The organism is Novosphingopyxis sp. (assembly GCF_965218915.1).
Classification (GTDB): domain Bacteria; phylum Pseudomonadota; class Alphaproteobacteria; order Sphingomonadales; family Sphingomonadaceae; genus Novosphingopyxis.
The window spans coordinates 1804137-1821656 of sequence record NZ_OZ244708.1 but is presented as its reverse complement, the minus strand read 5'-3'; the positions used below and the strand labels follow the sequence as shown (position 1 = coordinate 1821656).

Here is a 17520-nt window from a genome sequence, read left to right as displayed (position 1 = left end):
CGGGTAGTCCTGTGACCAAGTCTGAACAGGAGATACCTGAGCAGGAAACCGGGTTCGCCAAGATCAACCTGGCGCTGCATGTGCGCGGGCGCATGGCAGCAGACTATCACGCCATCGAAACGCTGTTCGCTTTTGTTGACGATGGCGACCGGCTTACGGCGGACCATGCCGAAGCCTTGTCGTTGGCGATCGAAGGCCCCTTTTCGGCTAAACTCGATGGAGACGTGGACGACAATCTCGTGCTGCGGGCGGCCAGGGCGATGGCGGAGAGCTTCGCTCCGGGCCGCGGCGCCGCGCTGACGCTAGACAAGCGCTTGCCGGTCGCCTCCGGCATTGGCGGAGGATCGGCCGACGCGGCGGCGGCGATTCGGCTGCTCGACCGGCTCTGGGGCCTCGATCGTCCGCTCGCACATTACGAACCGCTCGCCGCCGGTCTGGGCGCGGACGTGCCCGCCTGCCTCCACAGCCGCAGCGCGATCGGTCGCGGCACCGGCATCGCGCTCGATTTTGTCGATGTCCCAGGCCTCTCGGACCAGCATATCCTGCTCGCCAATCCGGGCGTTCCGGTCGCCACCGCCGACATTTTCCGGCGCTGGGATGGCAAGGACGGCGGCGCGCTGCCCGCGTCCGATCTGGACGCGCTGTTCGCCGAGGCCCGCAACGATCTCGAACCCCCCGCCATCGCGCTGGTCCCGGCGATCGGCACCCTGCTTGCCGCTATGCGCGAGGAAAGCGAGCGGGTTCGCATGTCCGGTTCGGGCGCGACCTGTTTCGCACTATATGACAGCCATCATGACGCCGTGACGTCAGCCAACGCCATGCGCGCGCGCTTTCCCGCGATCTGGACCATGACGGGACGAATGCGCCGATCCGCTTGCACTGCAGCATCAGCAGGGCCACAGACGATGGCGTCATGACGCGCATCTTTATCCTCATCCCGCTGATCCTTCTCGCCGCCTGCAGCAGCAAGCCCGATAACGCCGAGTTGGCCGAGGCCGAAGCGGAGCAAGATAATATCCAGACCGCCGCCGGCAAGATCGATTGCGCGCTGGCCGGCGCCGTGCGTTTCTCGCACAATTGCACCACCGATCGCATTTCCGGGCCAGACCGCGAGCTGCTGATCATCCATCATCCCGATGGCGGCTTCCAGCGCTTCGAGATCGTAACCGACGGGCGCGGCCTGATCGCCGCCGACGGGTTCGACGACACGCAGATCAAGCTGCTCGAGAAAGACATGATCGAGATGACCGCGGGCGAAGATCGTTACCGACTGCCCGCCCGGATTCAGTCCGGAAGCGCCAAGCCCGCCCTGCAAGCGCAATGAGCGACAGCGGCGGCATCGTGCTGCGCGTCGCCGCGCATGGCGACGGGCTGACCGAAGACGGCCGCCATGTCGCGCTGACCGCGCCGGGCGATCATGTCGCGGCCGATGGCAGCATCACCCCCGGACCGCATCACGCGCAGCCGGTGTGCCGCCATTTCCCCGAATGCGGCGGCTGCCAGTTGCAGCATCTCGACGATACGGCGCTTTCCGACTTTGTCAGAGATCGCGTGCTCAACGCGCTGGTATCGCAGAATATCACCGCCGATGAGGTGGCGCCTGTTCATCTCTCGCCGCCGCGCAGCCGCCGCCGTGCCGTGTTGCACGCGATCAATGGCCCCAAGGGCCCGCGCATCGGCTTCACCAAGGAACGCAGCCATCATGTCGTCGACATGATGCAATGCGAGGTAATCGATCCGCGGCTGTTCGAGATGGTCGCGCCTCTCCGGAGACTCCTCGCCAATCGATTGCCCAAGGGCGGCGGCGCGGAGATCATCCTCGCCATCGCCGATCAGGGCGTCGACGTCGCGATAAAGGGCGCGCGGTTCGACGGGATGGGGGGCCATGACGCCATCATTGATTTCGCCGAGGCGCATCGCCTCGCGCGGATTTGTGTCGACGAAGGTCATGGTCCGGAGCCACGCTGGGAACCGCGCCCGGTCACGATCAGTTTTGGCACGATCGCGGTGCCGCTGCCGCCCGGCGCGTTCCTGCAGGCCACTCAGGACGGCGAGGCGGTTCTACTTTTGGGCGTGAAACGGGCGGTGGGTGATGCTGCCACGGTGGCGGACCTGTTCGCCGGTTTGGGCACCTTTGCGCTGTCGATGAACGCGGGCACGCGGGTCTATGCCGCCGAGGCCGACCGCGCCGCGATCGAGAGCCTGAAGGCGGGCGCCGATGCCGCACGGCTGCATGCCATCGCCGAGCATCGCGATCTGTTCCGCCGCCCGCTGGAAACATCCGAGCTCGACCGGTTCGATGCCGTAATCCTCGATCCGCCGCGCGCCGGCGCGCGCGAACAGACAATTCGCCTTGCCGATGCCAAAACCCCGCGGATCGCCTATGTCAGCTGCAATCCGGCCAGCTTCGCCAAGGACGCAGGCCGGCTGATCGAGGGCGGTTACAGGCTGAAGAGGGTGACGCCAGTCGGGCAGTTCCGTTGGTCTACCCATGTCGAACTGGTCGGCGCGTTCGAGCGCTAAGGCGCACCCACAAGAACTTATTGACGCCGCCCGCCGGACGCCGTCCATGATTGAAGAAAGCGCATACCTCTGCCGTGTAAAGTCATCGCGGAATTGATCCAAAATTCAGACTGGAACAACAGTGCAACCGCGCCCTGGGTTGTGGGTTGGGCAGCGAATGACGTCGTTCTATCACAATCAACACGCGTGCGCCATGCCTGCATTTCTCAGCGCTTGCCGATCGCCACCACATTGTCAGCCGCCGGCACAACGTTGCCGCCGCGATAGAGGCTGTCCATCGGCTCATCTGCCACGACGAAGCAGCCGTTGGTTCCAAAACCGTTGAACTGCGTGCGCATCGCCGATCCATAGGCCCCGAGCATGCCGATCTCGATATGATCGCCGACCTTTGTGTCGGCAGGCAACAAAAACGGGCCCGCCATGTGGTCGAGATCGTCGCAGGTGGGGCCGTAAAAGCTGAATTCGGCCAACTCGGCCTTATCTGGTTCGCCGTCACCGCGCAGCAGCTTCACTGGGAAGCGCCAGCCGATATGCGCGGCATCGAACAGCGCGCCATAGGCGCCGTCGTTGATATAAAGCTCGTTCTCGCGGCGGCGTTCCACCTTGACGATGATCGAGTTGTATTCCGCGCAAAGCGCCCGGCCCGGCTCACACCAGAGTTCGGCCGAATAGCTGATCGGCAGGTCCCAATAGGCACGGTAGACGGTATCGAAATATTGCTCGAGCGGTGGGGGCGTAAGACCGGGATAGATCGATGGAAAGCCGCCACCGACATCAATGTAATCGACCAGCACCGAGGCCTCTACGATAGCCGCGCGCACGCGCTCGATCGCGGCAACATAGGCATGCGGCGTCATCGCTTGGCTGCCGACGTGAAAACAGATGCCAAGACCATCGGAGGCTTGGCGCGTGGCCATAAGAAGCTTGGCAGTTTCATAGGGTTGCGCCCCAAACTTCGCGGCAAGGCTGAGCTGGGCATGGTCGCTGGGTACGCGAATGCGCACGAACAGGTCGAGATCGGCCGCATGATCGGTGGCGCGCAGGATTTTCTCGAGCTCTTCATGGCTGTCGAGCGAAAAGGTGCGTACGCCGTGCCTGGCATAGGCCTCGGCAATGGCGCTCTCGGCTTTGACGGGATGCATGAAGCACAGCTTGGCCTGCGGCAGCGCGGATCGGGTCTGGCGGACCTCGGCGATCGAGGCGACGTCATAATGCGTCACGCCCGAACGCCACAGCGTCCGGAGCAATGCGGGCGAGGGGTTCGCCTTGACCGCATAAAGCGTCTTGCCGCGGAAATTCTCCACGAAGAAACGCGCGGCGCGCTCCGCGGCATGCGGGCGAACAAGCGTTACCGGTTCGTCGGGCGCGGTGGCCCGGACTACAGCGAGAGCGTCGGGAAAATCGTGCAATTCAAGGGACCCCCAGGGTGTAATTTCCGATCAAAGCTGCCTTGCGGTTTGGAAGTCCCCATGGGGCAGCGGAAGCGCGATATATGAACGGGCAAAGCGGCTGTAAAGGGTTTTGCGGCAGAAATCCGTCATTGAGGAGAGAACGGGCGCGCGGTCGGGCTGTTCCCTTTCCTCAGCTCAGCCGGTCGCGGAACGTGGTCCAGTCGAAGCGGCGGACCTCGCGCAGCTCGTCGGTCTCGCTATCCCACAACCAGATCGACGGCAGCGGCACGCCGTTAAAGGTGGTGGTCTTCACCATCGAATAATGCGCCTGATCGAGAAAGGCGAAGCGCTGCCCCGGCTCCACCGGGCCGGGCAGGCGATAATCGCCGATGATGTCCCCGGCCAAGCAGGATGGCCCGCCCAGCCGGATCACCGGTCCCTCGCGGGCCTCGCCCAGCATGGCGGGGCGGTACGGTGCCTCGATCAGATCGGGCATGTGGCAGGTGGCGCTGATATCGGTGATGCCCACGGGCATGCCGTTGTCCATCACGTCGAGCAGTTCGCCGACCAGGATACCGGCGTCGAGCGCGATCGCCTCGCCCGGCTCCAGATAGATCTCGCAGCCGGTGGTTTCGGCGACGTCGTGGAGAAACTCGACCAGCTCGTCGCGTTCGTAATCATCGCGGGTGATATGGTGTCCGCCGCCGAAGTTCAGCCATTTGAGCTTGTCGATATAGGGTTCCAGCCAGGGCACGATCGCTTCCCAGGTGCGGTAAAGCGGCTCGAACCCCTGCTCGCACAATGTATGGAAATGGATGCCGTCGATCGCCTCGATATGCGCGTCGACGAGCTGGTCTACGGGGAAGCCCAGGCGGCTGTGCGGTTGGCAGGGGTCGTATTTCGCCACCTCGCCCTCGGTGTGGAGCGGGTTGATGCGCAGGCCGATGTCGAACTGCTCGCCGGCATCGCGCAGGCCGATGATCGCCTTGCCGTGGCGCGCGATCTGGTCCGGCGAATTGAAGATGATGTGATCGGACACCGCCGCGATCTCGGACAAGTCCTCGGCCTTGAACGCGGGCGAATAGGTCGCGATCTCACCCTCATATTTGTCGAACGCCAGCCGCGCCTCCCACAGCCCGGACGTCGCCACGCCGTCGAGATATTCCCCGAGCAGCGGCGCCACCTCCCACATCGAAAAGGCTTTCAACGCGGATAGAATTTTCGCGCCCGAGCGATGCTTGACGTCCGCCAGGATTGCGAGGTTCGCGCGCAGTTTCGCCGCGTCTACCACAAAAGCGGGCGAGGGCACGCGGGTAAGATCGAAATGGGCAAAGGCGCCCGGATCACCGGCCTGGGTCTGCATATTGTCTCCTTCTCCCCCTCGGGGGGAGAGGGCCGGGGAGAGGGAGGCATGCCCGACCCGGCCCTTGATATTAATGTGAAAAGTAGCCGACTGCCCTCTCCCTGACCCTCTCCCTGGAGGGGAGAGGGGACTAAAACGCCACCGGCCCGTCCAGCTCCGCCACCTGCCACGGCAGGCCGTGATCATTCAGCATGGCCATAAACGGATCGGGATCGAAATCCTCCATGTTGAACACGCCGTCTCCGCTCCACGCTCCGGTCAGGATCATCGCCGCGCCAATCATCGCGGGAACGCCCGTGGTGTAGCTCACCGCCTGGTTGCCGGTCTCGGCGAACGCATCCTCATGGTCGCAGATATTGTTGATGTAATAGGTGCGCCGCTCGCCATCCTTGGCCATCCCGGTGGCGATATCGCCGATATTGGTCTTGCCCTTGGTGGTCTCGCCCAGGCTCGATGGCTCGGGCAGCACGGCCTTCAAAAACTGCAGCGGCACGATCTCCTTGCCCTCATACATCACCGGATCGATCCGCGTCATGCCGACATTCTGCAACACGGTGAGATGCTTGATATATTCTTCGCCAAAGGTCATCCAGAAGCGCGCGCGCTTGAGTTCGGGCAGAAATTTGGCGAGGCTCTCCAGCTCCTCATGATACATCATGTACATGGTCTTTTCGCCAATGCCCTCGAACTCGAACTTCTCCGAGACCCGCATCGCAGGTGTCTCGATCCATTCGCCATTTTCCCAATGGCGCGCGGGCGCGGTGACCTCGCGGATGTTGATTTCCGGGTTGAAATTCGTCGCAAAGGCCTGGCCGTGATCGCCGCCATTGCAATCCAAAATGTCGAGCTGTTCGATCGTATCGAGCTTGTGTTTCTTGAGCCACGCCGCGAATATGCTGGTGACGCCCGGATCGAAGCCGGAGCCGAGCAGCGCCATCAGCCCCGCTTTTTCGAAGCGCTCCTGATAGGCCCATTGCCAGTGATATTCGAACTTGGCCTGATCGCGCGGTTCGTAGTTCGCGGTGTCCATATAATGCACGCCGGTTTCCAGGCAGGCATCCATGATGTTGAGATCTTGGTATGGCAGCGCGAGATTGACGACGAGCTTCGGCTTGAGGTCACGGATCAGCGCCACTGTTGCCGGCACGTCATCGGCATCGATCTGATGCGTCGTGATCGAGACGCCGGTGCGCTCCTTCACCGATTTGGCGATGGCATCACATTTGCTCTTGGTACGGCTGGCCAGCGCGATCTCGCTGAATATCCCAGCATTCATCGCCATCTTGTGGACCGCGACCGATCCGACGCCGCCCGCGCCGATCACCAGAACCTTGCTCATATCGTCTCCGCGAAATCTCTTGGGAGTGGGGAAGGTCACGCATATAGCCCGCTGCCATGACCGGACAAGGACAGACCGATCCCGCGCGCAAGCCCTCGGCGGAAGGCGTGGCGCGGGCCGCCGCCCGGATCGCCGCCATCCTGCCGCCCACCCCGTTGCTTCCGCTCGTGCTCGACGGCGTGACGATCTGGTGTAAGGCCGAGTGCGACCAGCCGATCGGCGCGTTCAAGATTCGCGGGGGCATCCACCGCATCGCGGATTTGACCAAGAGCCAGGCCGCGCGCGGTGTGATCGCCTTTTCCAGCGGCAATCATGCGCAAGGGGTGGCTTGGGCAGCGAAGCGCAGGGCTATCGGGGCGACCATCGTCATGCCGTCGGACGCTCCCAAACCCAAAGTCGACGGCACCCGCGCACTCGGCGCCGAGATCGTATTCTACGAGCGTCTGACCGACTCGCGGGAAGACATCGCCGCAGATATTTCCGCCAAGACCGGGGCCACCATCATCCCCAGCTTCGACGATCCCTGGATCATCGAGGGGCAGGGGAGCTGCGGGGCCGAAATCCGCCAGCAGATGATCGAAGCGATCGGGGAGCCGCCGGATCAACTCGTCATCTGTTGCGGCGGCGGCGGTCTGTCCTCGGGCAGCGCGCTGGCCAATCCGGATGCCGAAATCGTCATCGTCGAACCCGAGGGCTGGGACGACATGGGACGGTCCTTGCGTCACGGCGTCATCGAGCCGGTCGGCCCCAACCCGCCGCGCACCTTCTGCGACGCGCTGCAGACGTTACGCGTCTCGCCGCTGACCTTTGAAATCCTGCGCGCGCGCGGTGCTATCGGCGTGGCGGTGAGCGAGGCCGACGTGGCCGAAGCGATGTGCGTCGCGAAAGATGAGCTCGGCCGCATTGTCGAGCCCGGAGGCGCGGTGGCGCTGGCGGCGGTGCTGTCGGGAAAAGTGACGCCAACTTCGCGCACCGCCCTCACGCTGTCGGGCGGCAATGTCGATCCGGCGACGTTTGAATGGCTGACGGGGATGGCGTCATAGCGCCGTAACGCATGTAACCTAGCGGTAAAGATCATTGTCATTGCGAGCGAAGCGAAGCAATCCAGGGCGCCTGCAGCGCTGCATCCGCTCTGGATTGCTTCGTCGCCTAACGGCTCCTCGCAATGACGGCGAATTTGGAGCATGCCCTCCGAAACTCCAGGACCCATACAAATATGCCCAGCAATAACCGCAAGATCGAACAGGCCGTGATCGGCCATGAGGGCGGCGGCAAATTGTGGGACCGCGCTTTCGCCTTTGCCTTCAAGGGCCTCGTCTATGCGCAGATTTGGGAAGACCCGGTGGTCGACATGGAGGCGCTGCAGATCGCGCCAGAGCACCGCGTCGCCACCATCGCCAGCGGCGGGTGCAATGTGCTGTCCTATCTCACCGCCGATCCGGCCGAGATCGTCGCGGTCGATCTCAACACCGCGCATATCGCGCTCGCCCATCTGAAGCTGGCCGCGGCCCGGCACCTGCCCGATTACGCCGCCTTCCGCCGCTTCTTCGCCGAGGCCGACCGCAAGGACAATATCGCGGCCTACGAAATTCATGTCCGTCCGCATCTGGACGAGACCAGCCGCGCCTATTGGGAGGGGCGCGATCTCTCCGGTCGCCGCCGCATCCGGGGCTTTGCCAAGGGCGTTTACAAGCGCGGTTTGCTCGGCGGGTTTATCGGCATGGCGCATCTGGTGGCGCGGCTCTACCGGATCGATCCCAGGGAACTGCTCGAGGCCGAAACTCTGGAGGAGCAGCGTAAAATCTTCGAGACGCGACTCGCGCCGATCTTCGACAAGAAGTTCATCCGCTGGCTGACCGATCAGCCCGCCAGTCTGTTCGGCCTCGGCATTCCTCCGGCGCAGTTCGAGGCGCTGGCGGGTGACGCCAGGATGTCCGACGTTCTGCGCGCACGGCTGGAAAAGCTCGCCTGCGACTTCGCGCTGGAGGACAATTATTTCGCCTGGCAGGCGTTCGGGCGCGGCTATGGCAAGGGCGCGGGCGCGCCGCTGCCGCCCTATCTGCAGGAGCGGCATTTCGAGGACGTTCGCGCGCGGGCGGAGCGGGTAATGGTGCGCCACATCAGCATGACCGATCATCTGGCCGGAGCGGACGACCGGAGCCATGACCGGTACATTCTCCTGGATGCGCAGGACTGGATGAGCGACGCGCAGCTGACCGAGCTGTGGACCGAGATCACCCGCACTGCTCGCCCCGATGCGCGCGTGTTGTTCCGCACAGCCGCGGAAGCGAGTTTGCTGCCCGGCCGGCTGCCCGATACGCTGCTGGAGCGCTGGAATTACCGCGCGGCGGAATCGAAGGATTATACCGCGCGGGACCGCAGTTCGATCTATGGCGGCGTGCATATGTATGCGCTGAGATGAAGCGCGTGCGCGAGCAGTATAATCGCGTACCCCGCCCCCGAATTCGGAGCCGAGCCCGTCATGACCGATTCGACCCACGCCCATCAGATGGACGCGATCTACAAAATCCAGCGTCATTTCTACGACGTCACCCGCAAATATTTCCTGCTCGGGCGGGACCGGCTGATCGCGCGGCTGCAGCCGCCGCCGGGCGGCACCGTGCTGGAGATCGCGTGCGGCACCGGCCGCAATCTGGTGGCGGCGGCGCGGGCCTATCCGGAAGCCCGTTGCTATGGGCTCGACATCAGCGAGGAGATGCTGGCGAGCGCGCGCGCCGCGGTGGCGCGGGCGGGGTTGGAGGATCGGGTGACGCTGGCGTTGGGCGACGCAGCGGATTTCGACCTTGAGGCGTTGTTCGGCGTCCACGCGGTGGACCGCGCCTATATCAGCTACGCCATCTCCATGATCCCCGACTGGCAGACCGCGATCCACCAGGGCATTGCCGCACTGACGCCGGGCGGACGGCTCCACCTCGTCGACTTCGGACAGCAGGAACGCCTGCCCAGGCTGTTCCGCGCCGGGCTCTACGCCTGGCTGGACCGCTTCCACGTGGCCGCGCGCAAGGAGCTGCCGGAACTGATCGACCGCCTTTACCGCGAGGGCCATGCGGTCGAATTCGAGCGGCTCTACGGCGGCTATGCCTGGGCGGCGGAGGTGGGAAAGAAGCGTTAGGTCACCATCCTCCGCAGTGTCGCGATGCGGTCCGCTTCCTCGGCCGGCTTGTCCTTGCGGATGCGGGATATGCGGGGAAAACGCATGGCGAGACCCGATTTATGGCGCTTGCTGTCGTGGATCGAATCGAAGGCGACTTCCAGCACGAGCGTCTTCTCCACCTCGCGCACCGGCCCGAAGCGGCCCACCGTGTGCTGCCGCACGAAGCGGTCGAGCATCTTCAGCTCCTCGTCGGTGAAGCCCGAATAGGCCTTGCCGACGGGCAGCAGCTCGTCCTCCTCGGTCCAGCAACCGAAGGTATAGTCCGAGTAAAAGCTCGACCGCTTGCCCGAGCCGCGCTGGGCGTACATCATCACGCAATCGGCGTTCAGCGGATCGCGCTTCCATTTGTACCACAGGCCGGTCCTGCGGCCCGCGATATAGGGGCTGTCCCTGCGCTTCAGCATCACCCCCTCGATCGCGGCGTCGCGCGCGCCATCGCGCACTTTGGCCAGCTGATCGTAGCTGTCCGCCGCAATCAGCTCGGAGAGGTCGAAGCGGCCGCCGTCGAGGGTCGGCACGAACGCCTCGAGCCGCCGCCGCCGCTCCGTCCAGGGCAGCGCGCGCAGGTCCTCGCCGCGCTCGATCAGGACATCGTAGAGCCTTACGAAGGCGGGGTAGTCTCTCAGCATATTGGCCGAGACCGTCTTGCGCCCGAGCCGCTGCTGCAGCGCGTTGAAGCTGGCCGCCTGCCCCCCTTGGACATCGCCTCGCACGAGCAGTTCTCCGTCGACCACGGCATCGGCCGCGAACGCGCCGGCGATATCGGGAAAGCCGCCGGTGATGTCGTCGCCGCCGCGGCTGTAGAGCCGGACCGCGCCGTGCGTGCCGACGAGCTGGACGCGGATGCCGTCCCATTTCCACTCGGCGGCGTAATCGGCGAGATCGACGCGGGTTTCCTCCAGCGGATGGGCGAGCATGAACGGCCGGAAATAGGGGGTGCCCTCCGGGTCGGGGCGGTCCGTCCGGCCCTCGCCCCAGGCGAACAGTTCCACATAGGGCGGCGTCAGCGCGTGCCACACCTCCTCGACATCGTCCACATCGAGCCCGAAGCCCTGCGCCACCGCGGTCTTGGCGAGCCGCGCAGACACGCCCACACGCATGCCGCCGCTGGCGAGCTTGAGCAGCGCATAGCGGCCATTGGCGTCGAGCCGGTCCATCAGCTCTGCAAGCAGCGCCGGCGCCCTGGCGCGGCTCACCTCGCCGAGCTGGTCGACGATCGAGGAGAGGGACAGATCGCCGCCATCCCGCGCGCCGTCCGGCGGATCGGGCCACATCAGCGCCACGGTTTCGGCCGTGTCGCCGACATAATCGCGGCTCATGCGGAACAGCGACGGATCGAACCGCGCGTCGGCCATCGCCCGGATCTGCGTGGCTTTCACCGCCTTGAGGTCGAGCTCCCCGGTCAGCGCGGCCAGCGCCCAGCCCCGGTCCGGATCGGGGGCGGCAACCAGATAGTCGGCGATCAGCGCCAGCTTGGCGTTGCGCGAGCGCGTGTAGACCAGCCGGTCGAGCAGTTCGGCGAAGGCGCGCATCAGTCGTCCTCGTCCTCGCGCCCGACCATCGCCAGCGCCCGCGCCTTCATCTGGCGCATCGCGCACCAGTGGACCAGCGCCTCCTCGCGCCCGTGGGTCACCCAGATTTCGTTCGGCGCGACCTCCTCGATCGTGCGCGTCAGCTCGTCCCAGTCGGCATGGTCCGAGATGACCAGCGGCAGCTCGACATTGCGCTGGCGGGCGCGTTGGCGCACGCGCATCCAGCCCGATGCCATCGCCGTCACCGGGTCGGGCAGACGGCGGCTCCAGCGGTCGTTGAGGGCCGAGGGCGGGGCGAGCACGATTGTGCCCTTCAGCTCCTCCTTCTTGCGCTCCGCCACCAGCGCCAGCGGGCCGAGGGCGACGCCCAGTTCCTCGTAGAGCAGGCACATCTTTTCCAGCGCACCGTGGAGATAGATGGTTTCCCCGTATCCCGCATCCCGCAGCTCGCCGATCACCCGCTGCGCCTTGCCCAGCGCATAGGCGCCGACCAGGATGCAGCGGTCCGGATGCGCCGCGCGCGCCGCGAGCAGCTTGGCCACTTCCTCGCTCGTATCGGGATGCTTGAACACGGGCAGACCAAAGGTCGCCTCAGTGATGAAGACATCGCATTCGACCACCTCGAACGGTGGGCAGGTCGGGTCCGCGCGCCGTTTGTAATCGCCGGTCACGACCACGCGCTCGCCCCGATGTTGCAGCAATATCTGCGCCGATCCGAGCACATGGCCGGCGGGATGGAAGCTTGCGGTTACGCCGCCGCCCAGATCGACCTCCTCGCCATAGGACACCGCGTTGCCCTCCGCCTCGACGCCGTAGCGCAGGCCCATGATCGCCAGCGTCTCCGGCGTGGCCCAGACCGCGCCATGGCCGCCGCGCGCGTGATCGGCATGGCCGTGTGTTACGAGCGCCCGCGGGCGCGGGGTCGAGGGGTCGATCCACGCATCGGCGGGTTTGACGTAGATGCCGGTCGGGTGCGGCTCAATCCAGTGTTCGGCGGGCATGAAGGCAAGATAAGCGGTATGGACCATGGTTCCAAGCGGCGGGATGCGCCATCAACTTCACACGCTTCACACTGTCCAGGAGCGAAAAGACAAAGGGCCAGCTTCACACGCTTCACACTGTCCAGGAGCAAAAAGGCAAAGGGCCAGCTTCACACGCTTCACACTGTCCAGGAGCAAAAAGGCAAAGGGCCAGCTTCACACGCTTCACACTGTCCAGGAGCAAGAAACCGCTGCCTTCCAAAACCCAGCCGAAATCGTCCCGTCGCAGCGGGCCGGGCCGCGGTTCCAAGCGATTGAGTGCCGCGCGGCTTCATACGCTTCGCGGCGTCCGGGAGCGAACAGCCGCGCGCCAGGGTCACACGGGTCACACTGTCCAGAGTGGAAAAGGGGAAGGCCGGCGCCGGAACGGCATGGCAACAGCGAGGCGGAGGGCGGCGACATCGACGAGTCTATGCGCCAATCCAACGCGTGTAGGACAGCTTTTTTTTCGCGTGGGCGAAAAGAGCTCCGCCAGCCGAACTGCCACGGAGAACCACGTTGAACGCGGCATTGGTAAGTAGCGGAATTCGGCTTGAAAATGCATTTCGGCCAAGCCTCAATGCATCCTGAGTCTTCCCATTTTCTTCGCGTCTTTGCGTCTTCGCGTGAGCAACCCCTTTTTTGTTTCACGCGAAGACGCAAAGACGCGAAGGGCTGGCAGCAGGGCATCGACGAACCGATGTGCGGCGGCATGCTTCTCCCTTCAGAGGCGCGATGGGCTCCGCCTCTGAAGGGAGCGACGAGGACTTGGCATTGTCGTCAAACGGCGGCCCTGAAACCAGAACGGGTTGAGCATAGCCTCGTACCGGCAGCGCCTGTGCGATATTCGTCAATTACAAATCACCTAAGCGCCGGTTACCGGTCGCACAGCTTCCCGCTCGCGCTGCACATCGCCTCGGCGACTTCGCTCTTGAAATCGATCTCGCCCATCGCGGTCATGGTCTGGACGATGACCGCCGGGGTCACTGCGCGCTGGCGTTTGGCAACCTCGCTCTGCGCAAACATGACCAAGGCACGCAGATCTACCACGCTGAGTTGCTCGGCATAGGCGGCGCCTTCCACGCTCGTGACGCGTTCGAGCAACCGCGCGCCGGTAGCCTTGGCGATGGTGCGTAGCTCGGCCTGTTCGTCGGCGGTGAGATCGGGCTGTTCCGCGATCAGCTCCTCGGTGTCCTTTTCGAGCAGCAGGGGCGCGAGGCTGGCCAGCGTGCCGGTGCGCGCCAGGCGCTCGCCGAGTTCCTGCGCTTCGGGCGTGCTCGCGGCCAGGAGCAGTGCGAGGATCACGCCGCCCTGATCTTTTCCAGCTCGAGCCGGCCCCAGATTTCGCTCAGCGCCCCGGTCAGTTCGCGCATCATCGGCTCGTCATGCTGCGGGCCGGGGGTGAAGCGCAGGCGTTCGGTGCCGCGGGGCACGGTGGGGTAGTTGATCGGCTGGACGTAGATGCCGTATTCGGCGAGCAGGATGTCGCTGATGCGCTTGGCCCTGACCGGATCGCCGACGATCAGAGGGACGATGTGGGTTTCGCTTTCCAGCACCGGCAGGCCGGCCTCGACAAACAGTGTCTTCAGCATCGCGGCATGGCGCTGCTGTGCATCGCGTTCTTCGGACGAGGCCTTAAGGTGGCGCACCGCGGCGAGCACGCCGGCCACCAGCACCGGCGAGAGCGATGTCGTAAAGATAAAGCCCGGCGCATAACTGCGGATCACGTCGACGATGGTCTTGTCGGCGGCGATATAGCCGCCCATCACGCCGAACGCCTTGCCCAGCGTTCCCTCGATGATCGTCACGCGCTCGGCAATCTCGTCGCGCTCGGTAATGCCGCCGCCGCGCGGACCGTACATGCCGACGGCGTGGACCTCGTCGCAATAGGTGAGCGCGTTGTAGGTGTCGGCGAGGTCGCAGATCGCGGCGATCGGCGCGATGTCGCCGTCCATCGAATAGACGCTCTCGAACGCGATCAGCTTGGGGAGATCGGGATCGGTCGCGGCCAGCAATTCTTCCAGATGGACGAGGTCGTTGTGGCGCCACACACGCTTTTCGCAGCCCGAACCCCGGATCCCCGCGATCATCGAGGCATGGTTGAGCTCGTCCGAAAAGATCACGCAGCCGGGCAGGATTTTCGCGAGCGTGGACAGCGTCGCCTCGTTCGAGACATAGCCGGAGGTGAACAGCAGCGCGCCTTCCTTGGCGTGCAGATCGGCGAGCTCATGCTCCAGATCGACATGATAATGGGTGTTGCCGCCGATATTGCGGGTGCCGCCCGAACCCGCGCCGACATCGTGCAGCGCCTCCTCCATCGCCGCGACCACCTTGGGATGCTGGCCCATGCCGAGATAATCGTTGGAACACCACACGGTGATCGGTTTGGGTCCGTTGTGGTGCGCGAAGCAGCGGGCATTGGGATAGGCGCCCTTGTTGCGCAGGATATCGATGAAGACGCGGTAGCGCCCCTCCTCGTGCAGCCGGTCGATGGCCTTGGCGAAGATGTGATCGTAATTCAGGCTCATGGGCATACCGCCGGTGGTCGCTTCGGTCTGCGGGGGACATAGGCGGCAAAAGCGCGGAAATCCAGCGATAACGGCTTGCAATAAGGGAAATCGGCTGGTCTCGGAATAAGGCAATTCCTTTCCCTCTCCCGTTCACGGGAGAGGAGCGAGACAATGACCCCGGACTTGATCCGGGGGAATTTAGGGTCAGGACCTAGTCGCAGCGGTGAGGGCGCCTAGCAGCATCGACCTAATCGATGGCGCTGACGCGCCACCCACCCTCATCCCCCCGCTTTCGCGGGGGCAGGCAACTTCGCCCCGGATTAAATCCGGGGCTGCGCATCCTTCTCCCGCCCAGGCGGGAGAAGGGCCGGAACATGCTCGAGCTCTACAGACTTTCGAACCGCGTCAGTCCGTAATCCGCCAGCGCCTGCGCATAAGCCTCGGCCTGCGCGTCCGGCCCGGTCGAGACGAACAGGTCGCGCGTCGGTGCCACGCCGGCGAAATCGGTCTCGCACAGATGCAGGATGCGCCGGGCGATGCCCTCGGCGCCGTCGATCAAGGCGAGATCCGGCGGCGCGGCCTCGGCCAGTTCCTCGATCAGCAGCGGGAAATGGGTGCAGGCGAGCACGACGACATCCATGCCGCGTGCTTCGGAATGCGCCAGCAGCCGTTCGATCACGGCCGCGAACAGCGCCGGATCGTTCGTTTGCCCACGCAATTTGCGCTCGGCCGCCTCGACCAGTTCGGGCGCGGCGACGCGGATCAGCGTGGCACCCTTGCCATATCGCTCGAGCAGATTGTCGACATAGGGCTGGCGGATCGTCGCCGCGGTGCCGATCAGGCCGATGACGCCGCTTCGGGTGCGCTCGGCGGCGGGCTTCACCGCGGGCACGGTGCCGACGACCGGGATGTCGAGCGCCGCGCGCACCGGGGGCAGGGCGATGGTCGAGGCGGTGTTGCAAGCGATCGCGACGAGCCGCGGGCGATAGCGCTCGACCAGCCGGCCGAGCAGCGCGGGCACGCGCGCGGCGATCTCGGCCTCGGTCTTCTCGCCATAGGGCAGTCCGGCGAAATCGGCGGCGTAGACGATCGGGGCGCCGGGTGCCGAGGCTTTCAGCGCACGCAGGATCGATAATCCGCCGACCCCGGAATCGAACAGAAGGATGGGGGCGGCGTCGTCCATAAACGGTTCGCATGGCGCGGTTCGCCGTCCCGGTCAATCATCGCCGCGGTCAGTTTTTGGACGGCAGCAGCCTCTCGAACCAGTTGCGATATTCGGCCAGGCTGACCCGGCCATCGCCGTCACCGTCGGCGACGGAAAGCGCGGGCGTGTGGACCGTTCGATCGGCGGCGGAGGATGTCCGTTTGTCCAGCAAGGTGAACTTGATCGATTCCATTTCCGCCTTTTCGATGAAGCCGGAGCCGTCACGATCCAGCGTGGCGAAGGATTGTTCGATCCTCTGGCCGATATCCTGGTCCGGTCCCAGATAGGTCACGTTGGAAGACTGCGCGCTCGGCTGCACCGCCGCCGGGATGGTGGGCTGACCGGCTAGGGCGAGCGCGAGAGTGGCAAGAAACAGGCTCATCAAAATTACTCCGGAAACCGTGGCACGTCGCCGCGATAGGCCCGGGGTTTCCGACCGGGAGGCGGCGTGCCTTGCGGTGTCAGAGGGTTCGGTCGCCATCGATAGCTCCGGCGAACCGGATACGGCCCGGCCGTAGCCCTCCACCCGCCCAAACAGCCGCGCCGCTTCGAGCGATGTCGACACGTCCAGTTTTTGCCGTGCGGATTTCAATCTCTTCTCGACGGCATGATGCGTGATGCCGAGATCCAGCGCGATCTCCTTGGCGGTGGCGTGGTGCAGCCAGCGCGTCAGGCATTCGCGTTCCTTCTCCGTCAAACGCGCAACGGCCTGTCGTTCGGGATCGTAGTCGGGATCGTTCATATCGCCGCCGATCCTATCGGCATCGCTGCGATCCGAAAAGTACGACCGGCTGGTACCGGCGCCATGATCGATCAGAGGCTTAGACAAAATCGCGCAGCGCGTTATGGAAAGGCATGGTTCTCCTTTACGCAGTCGTCATCGGTTATTTGCTTGGCTCGATTCCCTTCGGGCTGCTGCTCACCCGCCTGTTCGGCGCGGGCGATCTGCGCAGCATCGGATCGGGCAGCATCGGTGCGACCAATGTGCTGCGCACCGGCCGCAAGGGCCTGGCGGCGGCGACGCTGCTGCTCGATCTGCTGAAGGGGCTGGCTGCGGTGCTGATCGCGCGCGCGCTGTTCCCGGACGAAGCGATCTATGTGGCGCAGGCCGCGGCGGCGGGTGCGTTCATCGGGCATCTGTATCCGGTCTGGCTGCGGTTCGACGGCGGCAAGGGCATCGCCACGCTGGCCGGGATCATGTTCGGCCTGTTCTGGCAGGGCGGGCTGTTGTTCGCCGTGGTCTGGCTCGGCGCGCTGGCGCTTTTGCGGATCAGTTCGTTGGCGGGATTGCTGGCCGCGGCCTCCGCGCCGATCGCGGCGCTGATGTTTGGACGCGGCGAATTTCTCTGGCTGCTGCTGGGGTTTTTCGTGCTGACGCTGTGGAAGCATCGCGGCAATGTCGCGCGGCTGATGAAGGGGCAGGAGCCCAGCGTCGGGCAAAAATAAACGCGCTTCGGGGGGAGG

General features: G+C 64.7%; 16 protein-coding genes. 7 read left to right on the top strand and 9 right to left on the bottom strand.

From position 1 onward, the window contains the following. The first annotated feature begins 11 nt into the window (after positions 1 to 11). The 3 genes from ACOQPC_RS08380 to ACOQPC_RS08370 are packed head-to-tail and all read left to right on the top strand — an operon-like array spanning position 12 to position 2523. Positions 12 to 917: a 4-(cytidine 5'-diphospho)-2-C-methyl-D-erythritol kinase gene (locus ACOQPC_RS08380; protein ID WP_420605292.1), complete on the top strand. Its 906-nt coding sequence runs from the start codon at positions 12 to 14 to the stop codon at positions 915 to 917. Continuing rightward, on the top strand, positions 914 to 1324 hold the full coding sequence (locus ACOQPC_RS08375; RefSeq protein WP_420605291.1) for a hypothetical protein: 411 nt from the start codon (positions 914 to 916) through the stop codon (positions 1322 to 1324). Before ACOQPC_RS08380 ends, ACOQPC_RS08375 begins: the two co-directional genes overlap by 4 nt. Beyond that, the gene (locus tag ACOQPC_RS08370; RefSeq protein ID WP_420605290.1) at positions 1321 to 2523 is read left to right on the top strand and encodes a class I SAM-dependent RNA methyltransferase; all 1203 of its coding nucleotides are present in this window, start codon (positions 1321 to 1323) and stop codon (positions 2521 to 2523) included. Before ACOQPC_RS08375 ends, ACOQPC_RS08370 begins: the two co-directional genes overlap by 4 nt. A 206-nt stretch (positions 2524 to 2729) precedes the next feature. Here the strand turns inward: ACOQPC_RS08370 and ACOQPC_RS08365 are convergent, their stop codons facing one another. The 3 genes from ACOQPC_RS08365 to ACOQPC_RS08355 all read right to left on the bottom strand — a co-directional run bounded on the left by ACOQPC_RS08365 (position 2730) and on the right by ACOQPC_RS08355 (position 6616). Beyond that, a complete protein-coding gene (locus tag ACOQPC_RS08365; RefSeq protein WP_420605289.1) occupies positions 2730 to 3932 on the bottom strand; it encodes a type III PLP-dependent enzyme in 1203 nt (400 codons plus the stop codon). A gap of 172 nt (positions 3933 to 4104) precedes the next feature. After that, entirely contained in the window at positions 4105 to 5277 is a 1173-nt protein-coding gene (locus tag ACOQPC_RS08360) for a carboxynorspermidine decarboxylase (RefSeq protein ID WP_420605288.1), read from the bottom strand. Positions 5278 to 5407: 130 nt separating this feature from the next. Then, the gene (locus ACOQPC_RS08355) at positions 5408 to 6616 is read right to left on the bottom strand and encodes a saccharopine dehydrogenase C-terminal domain-containing protein (protein WP_420605287.1); all 1209 of its coding nucleotides are present in this window, start codon (positions 6614 to 6616) and stop codon (positions 5408 to 5410) included. Positions 6617 to 6672: 56 nt separating this feature from the next. On the opposite strand from ACOQPC_RS08355, the gene ACOQPC_RS08350 reads away from it, so the two are divergent. From ACOQPC_RS08350 to ACOQPC_RS08340, 3 genes are all read left to right on the top strand, one after another. Then, positions 6673 to 7659, top strand: a complete 987-nt coding sequence (locus ACOQPC_RS08350) for a threonine ammonia-lyase (protein WP_420605286.1) — start codon at positions 6673 to 6675, stop codon at positions 7657 to 7659. A gap of 173 nt (positions 7660 to 7832) precedes the next feature. Continuing rightward, a complete protein-coding gene (locus ACOQPC_RS08345; RefSeq protein ID WP_420605285.1) occupies positions 7833 to 9038 on the top strand; it encodes a DUF3419 family protein in 1206 nt (401 codons plus the stop codon). A gap of 60 nt (positions 9039 to 9098) precedes the next feature. Beyond that, positions 9099 to 9749 carry a class I SAM-dependent methyltransferase gene (locus ACOQPC_RS08340; protein ID WP_420605284.1) on the top strand — a complete coding sequence of 217 codons (651 nt, stop codon included), beginning with the start codon at positions 9099 to 9101 and terminating at the stop codon, positions 9747 to 9749. Here ACOQPC_RS08340 and ACOQPC_RS08335 read toward each other — a convergent pair. The 6 genes from ACOQPC_RS08335 to ACOQPC_RS08310 form a co-directional block, all read right to left on the bottom strand. Then, positions 9746 to 11323: a cisplatin damage response ATP-dependent DNA ligase gene (locus ACOQPC_RS08335; RefSeq protein WP_420605283.1), complete on the bottom strand. Its 1578-nt coding sequence runs from the start codon at positions 11321 to 11323 to the stop codon at positions 9746 to 9748. The two genes, ACOQPC_RS08340 and ACOQPC_RS08335, sit on opposite strands and share 4 nt — an antisense overlap. Beyond that, positions 11323 to 12351: a ligase-associated DNA damage response exonuclease gene (locus tag ACOQPC_RS08330; protein WP_420605282.1), complete on the bottom strand. Its 1029-nt coding sequence runs from the start codon at positions 12349 to 12351 to the stop codon at positions 11323 to 11325. The genes ACOQPC_RS08335 and ACOQPC_RS08330 overlap by 1 nt, the downstream gene beginning before the upstream one ends. Positions 12352 to 13218: 867 nt before the next feature. Further along, positions 13219 to 13647: a hypothetical protein gene (locus ACOQPC_RS08325; protein WP_420605281.1), complete on the bottom strand. Its 429-nt coding sequence runs from the start codon at positions 13645 to 13647 to the stop codon at positions 13219 to 13221. After that, positions 13644 to 14864, bottom strand: coding sequence for a 5-aminolevulinate synthase (hemA, locus tag ACOQPC_RS08320; protein WP_420608102.1), 1221 nt, complete (start codon positions 14862 to 14864; stop codon positions 13644 to 13646). Before hemA ends, ACOQPC_RS08325 begins: the two co-directional genes overlap by 4 nt. Positions 14865 to 15237: 373 nt before the next feature. Next, positions 15238 to 16035 carry a glutamate racemase gene (gene murI / locus ACOQPC_RS08315; protein WP_420605280.1) on the bottom strand — a complete coding sequence of 266 codons (798 nt, stop codon included), beginning with the start codon at positions 16033 to 16035 and terminating at the stop codon, positions 15238 to 15240. Positions 16036 to 16084: 49 nt separating this feature from the next. Further along, complete coding sequence (locus ACOQPC_RS08310; protein ID WP_420605279.1) at positions 16085 to 16798, bottom strand: EF-hand domain-containing protein; 714 nt, start codon at positions 16796 to 16798, stop codon at positions 16085 to 16087. A 113-nt stretch (positions 16799 to 16911) separates the two neighbouring features. Between ACOQPC_RS08310 and plsY the strand changes: the two genes are divergently transcribed. Next, positions 16912 to 17502 carry a glycerol-3-phosphate 1-O-acyltransferase PlsY gene (gene plsY / locus ACOQPC_RS08305; RefSeq protein WP_420605278.1) on the top strand — a complete coding sequence of 197 codons (591 nt, stop codon included), beginning with the start codon at positions 16912 to 16914 and terminating at the stop codon, positions 17500 to 17502. Positions 17503 to 17520 lie beyond the last annotated feature (18 nt).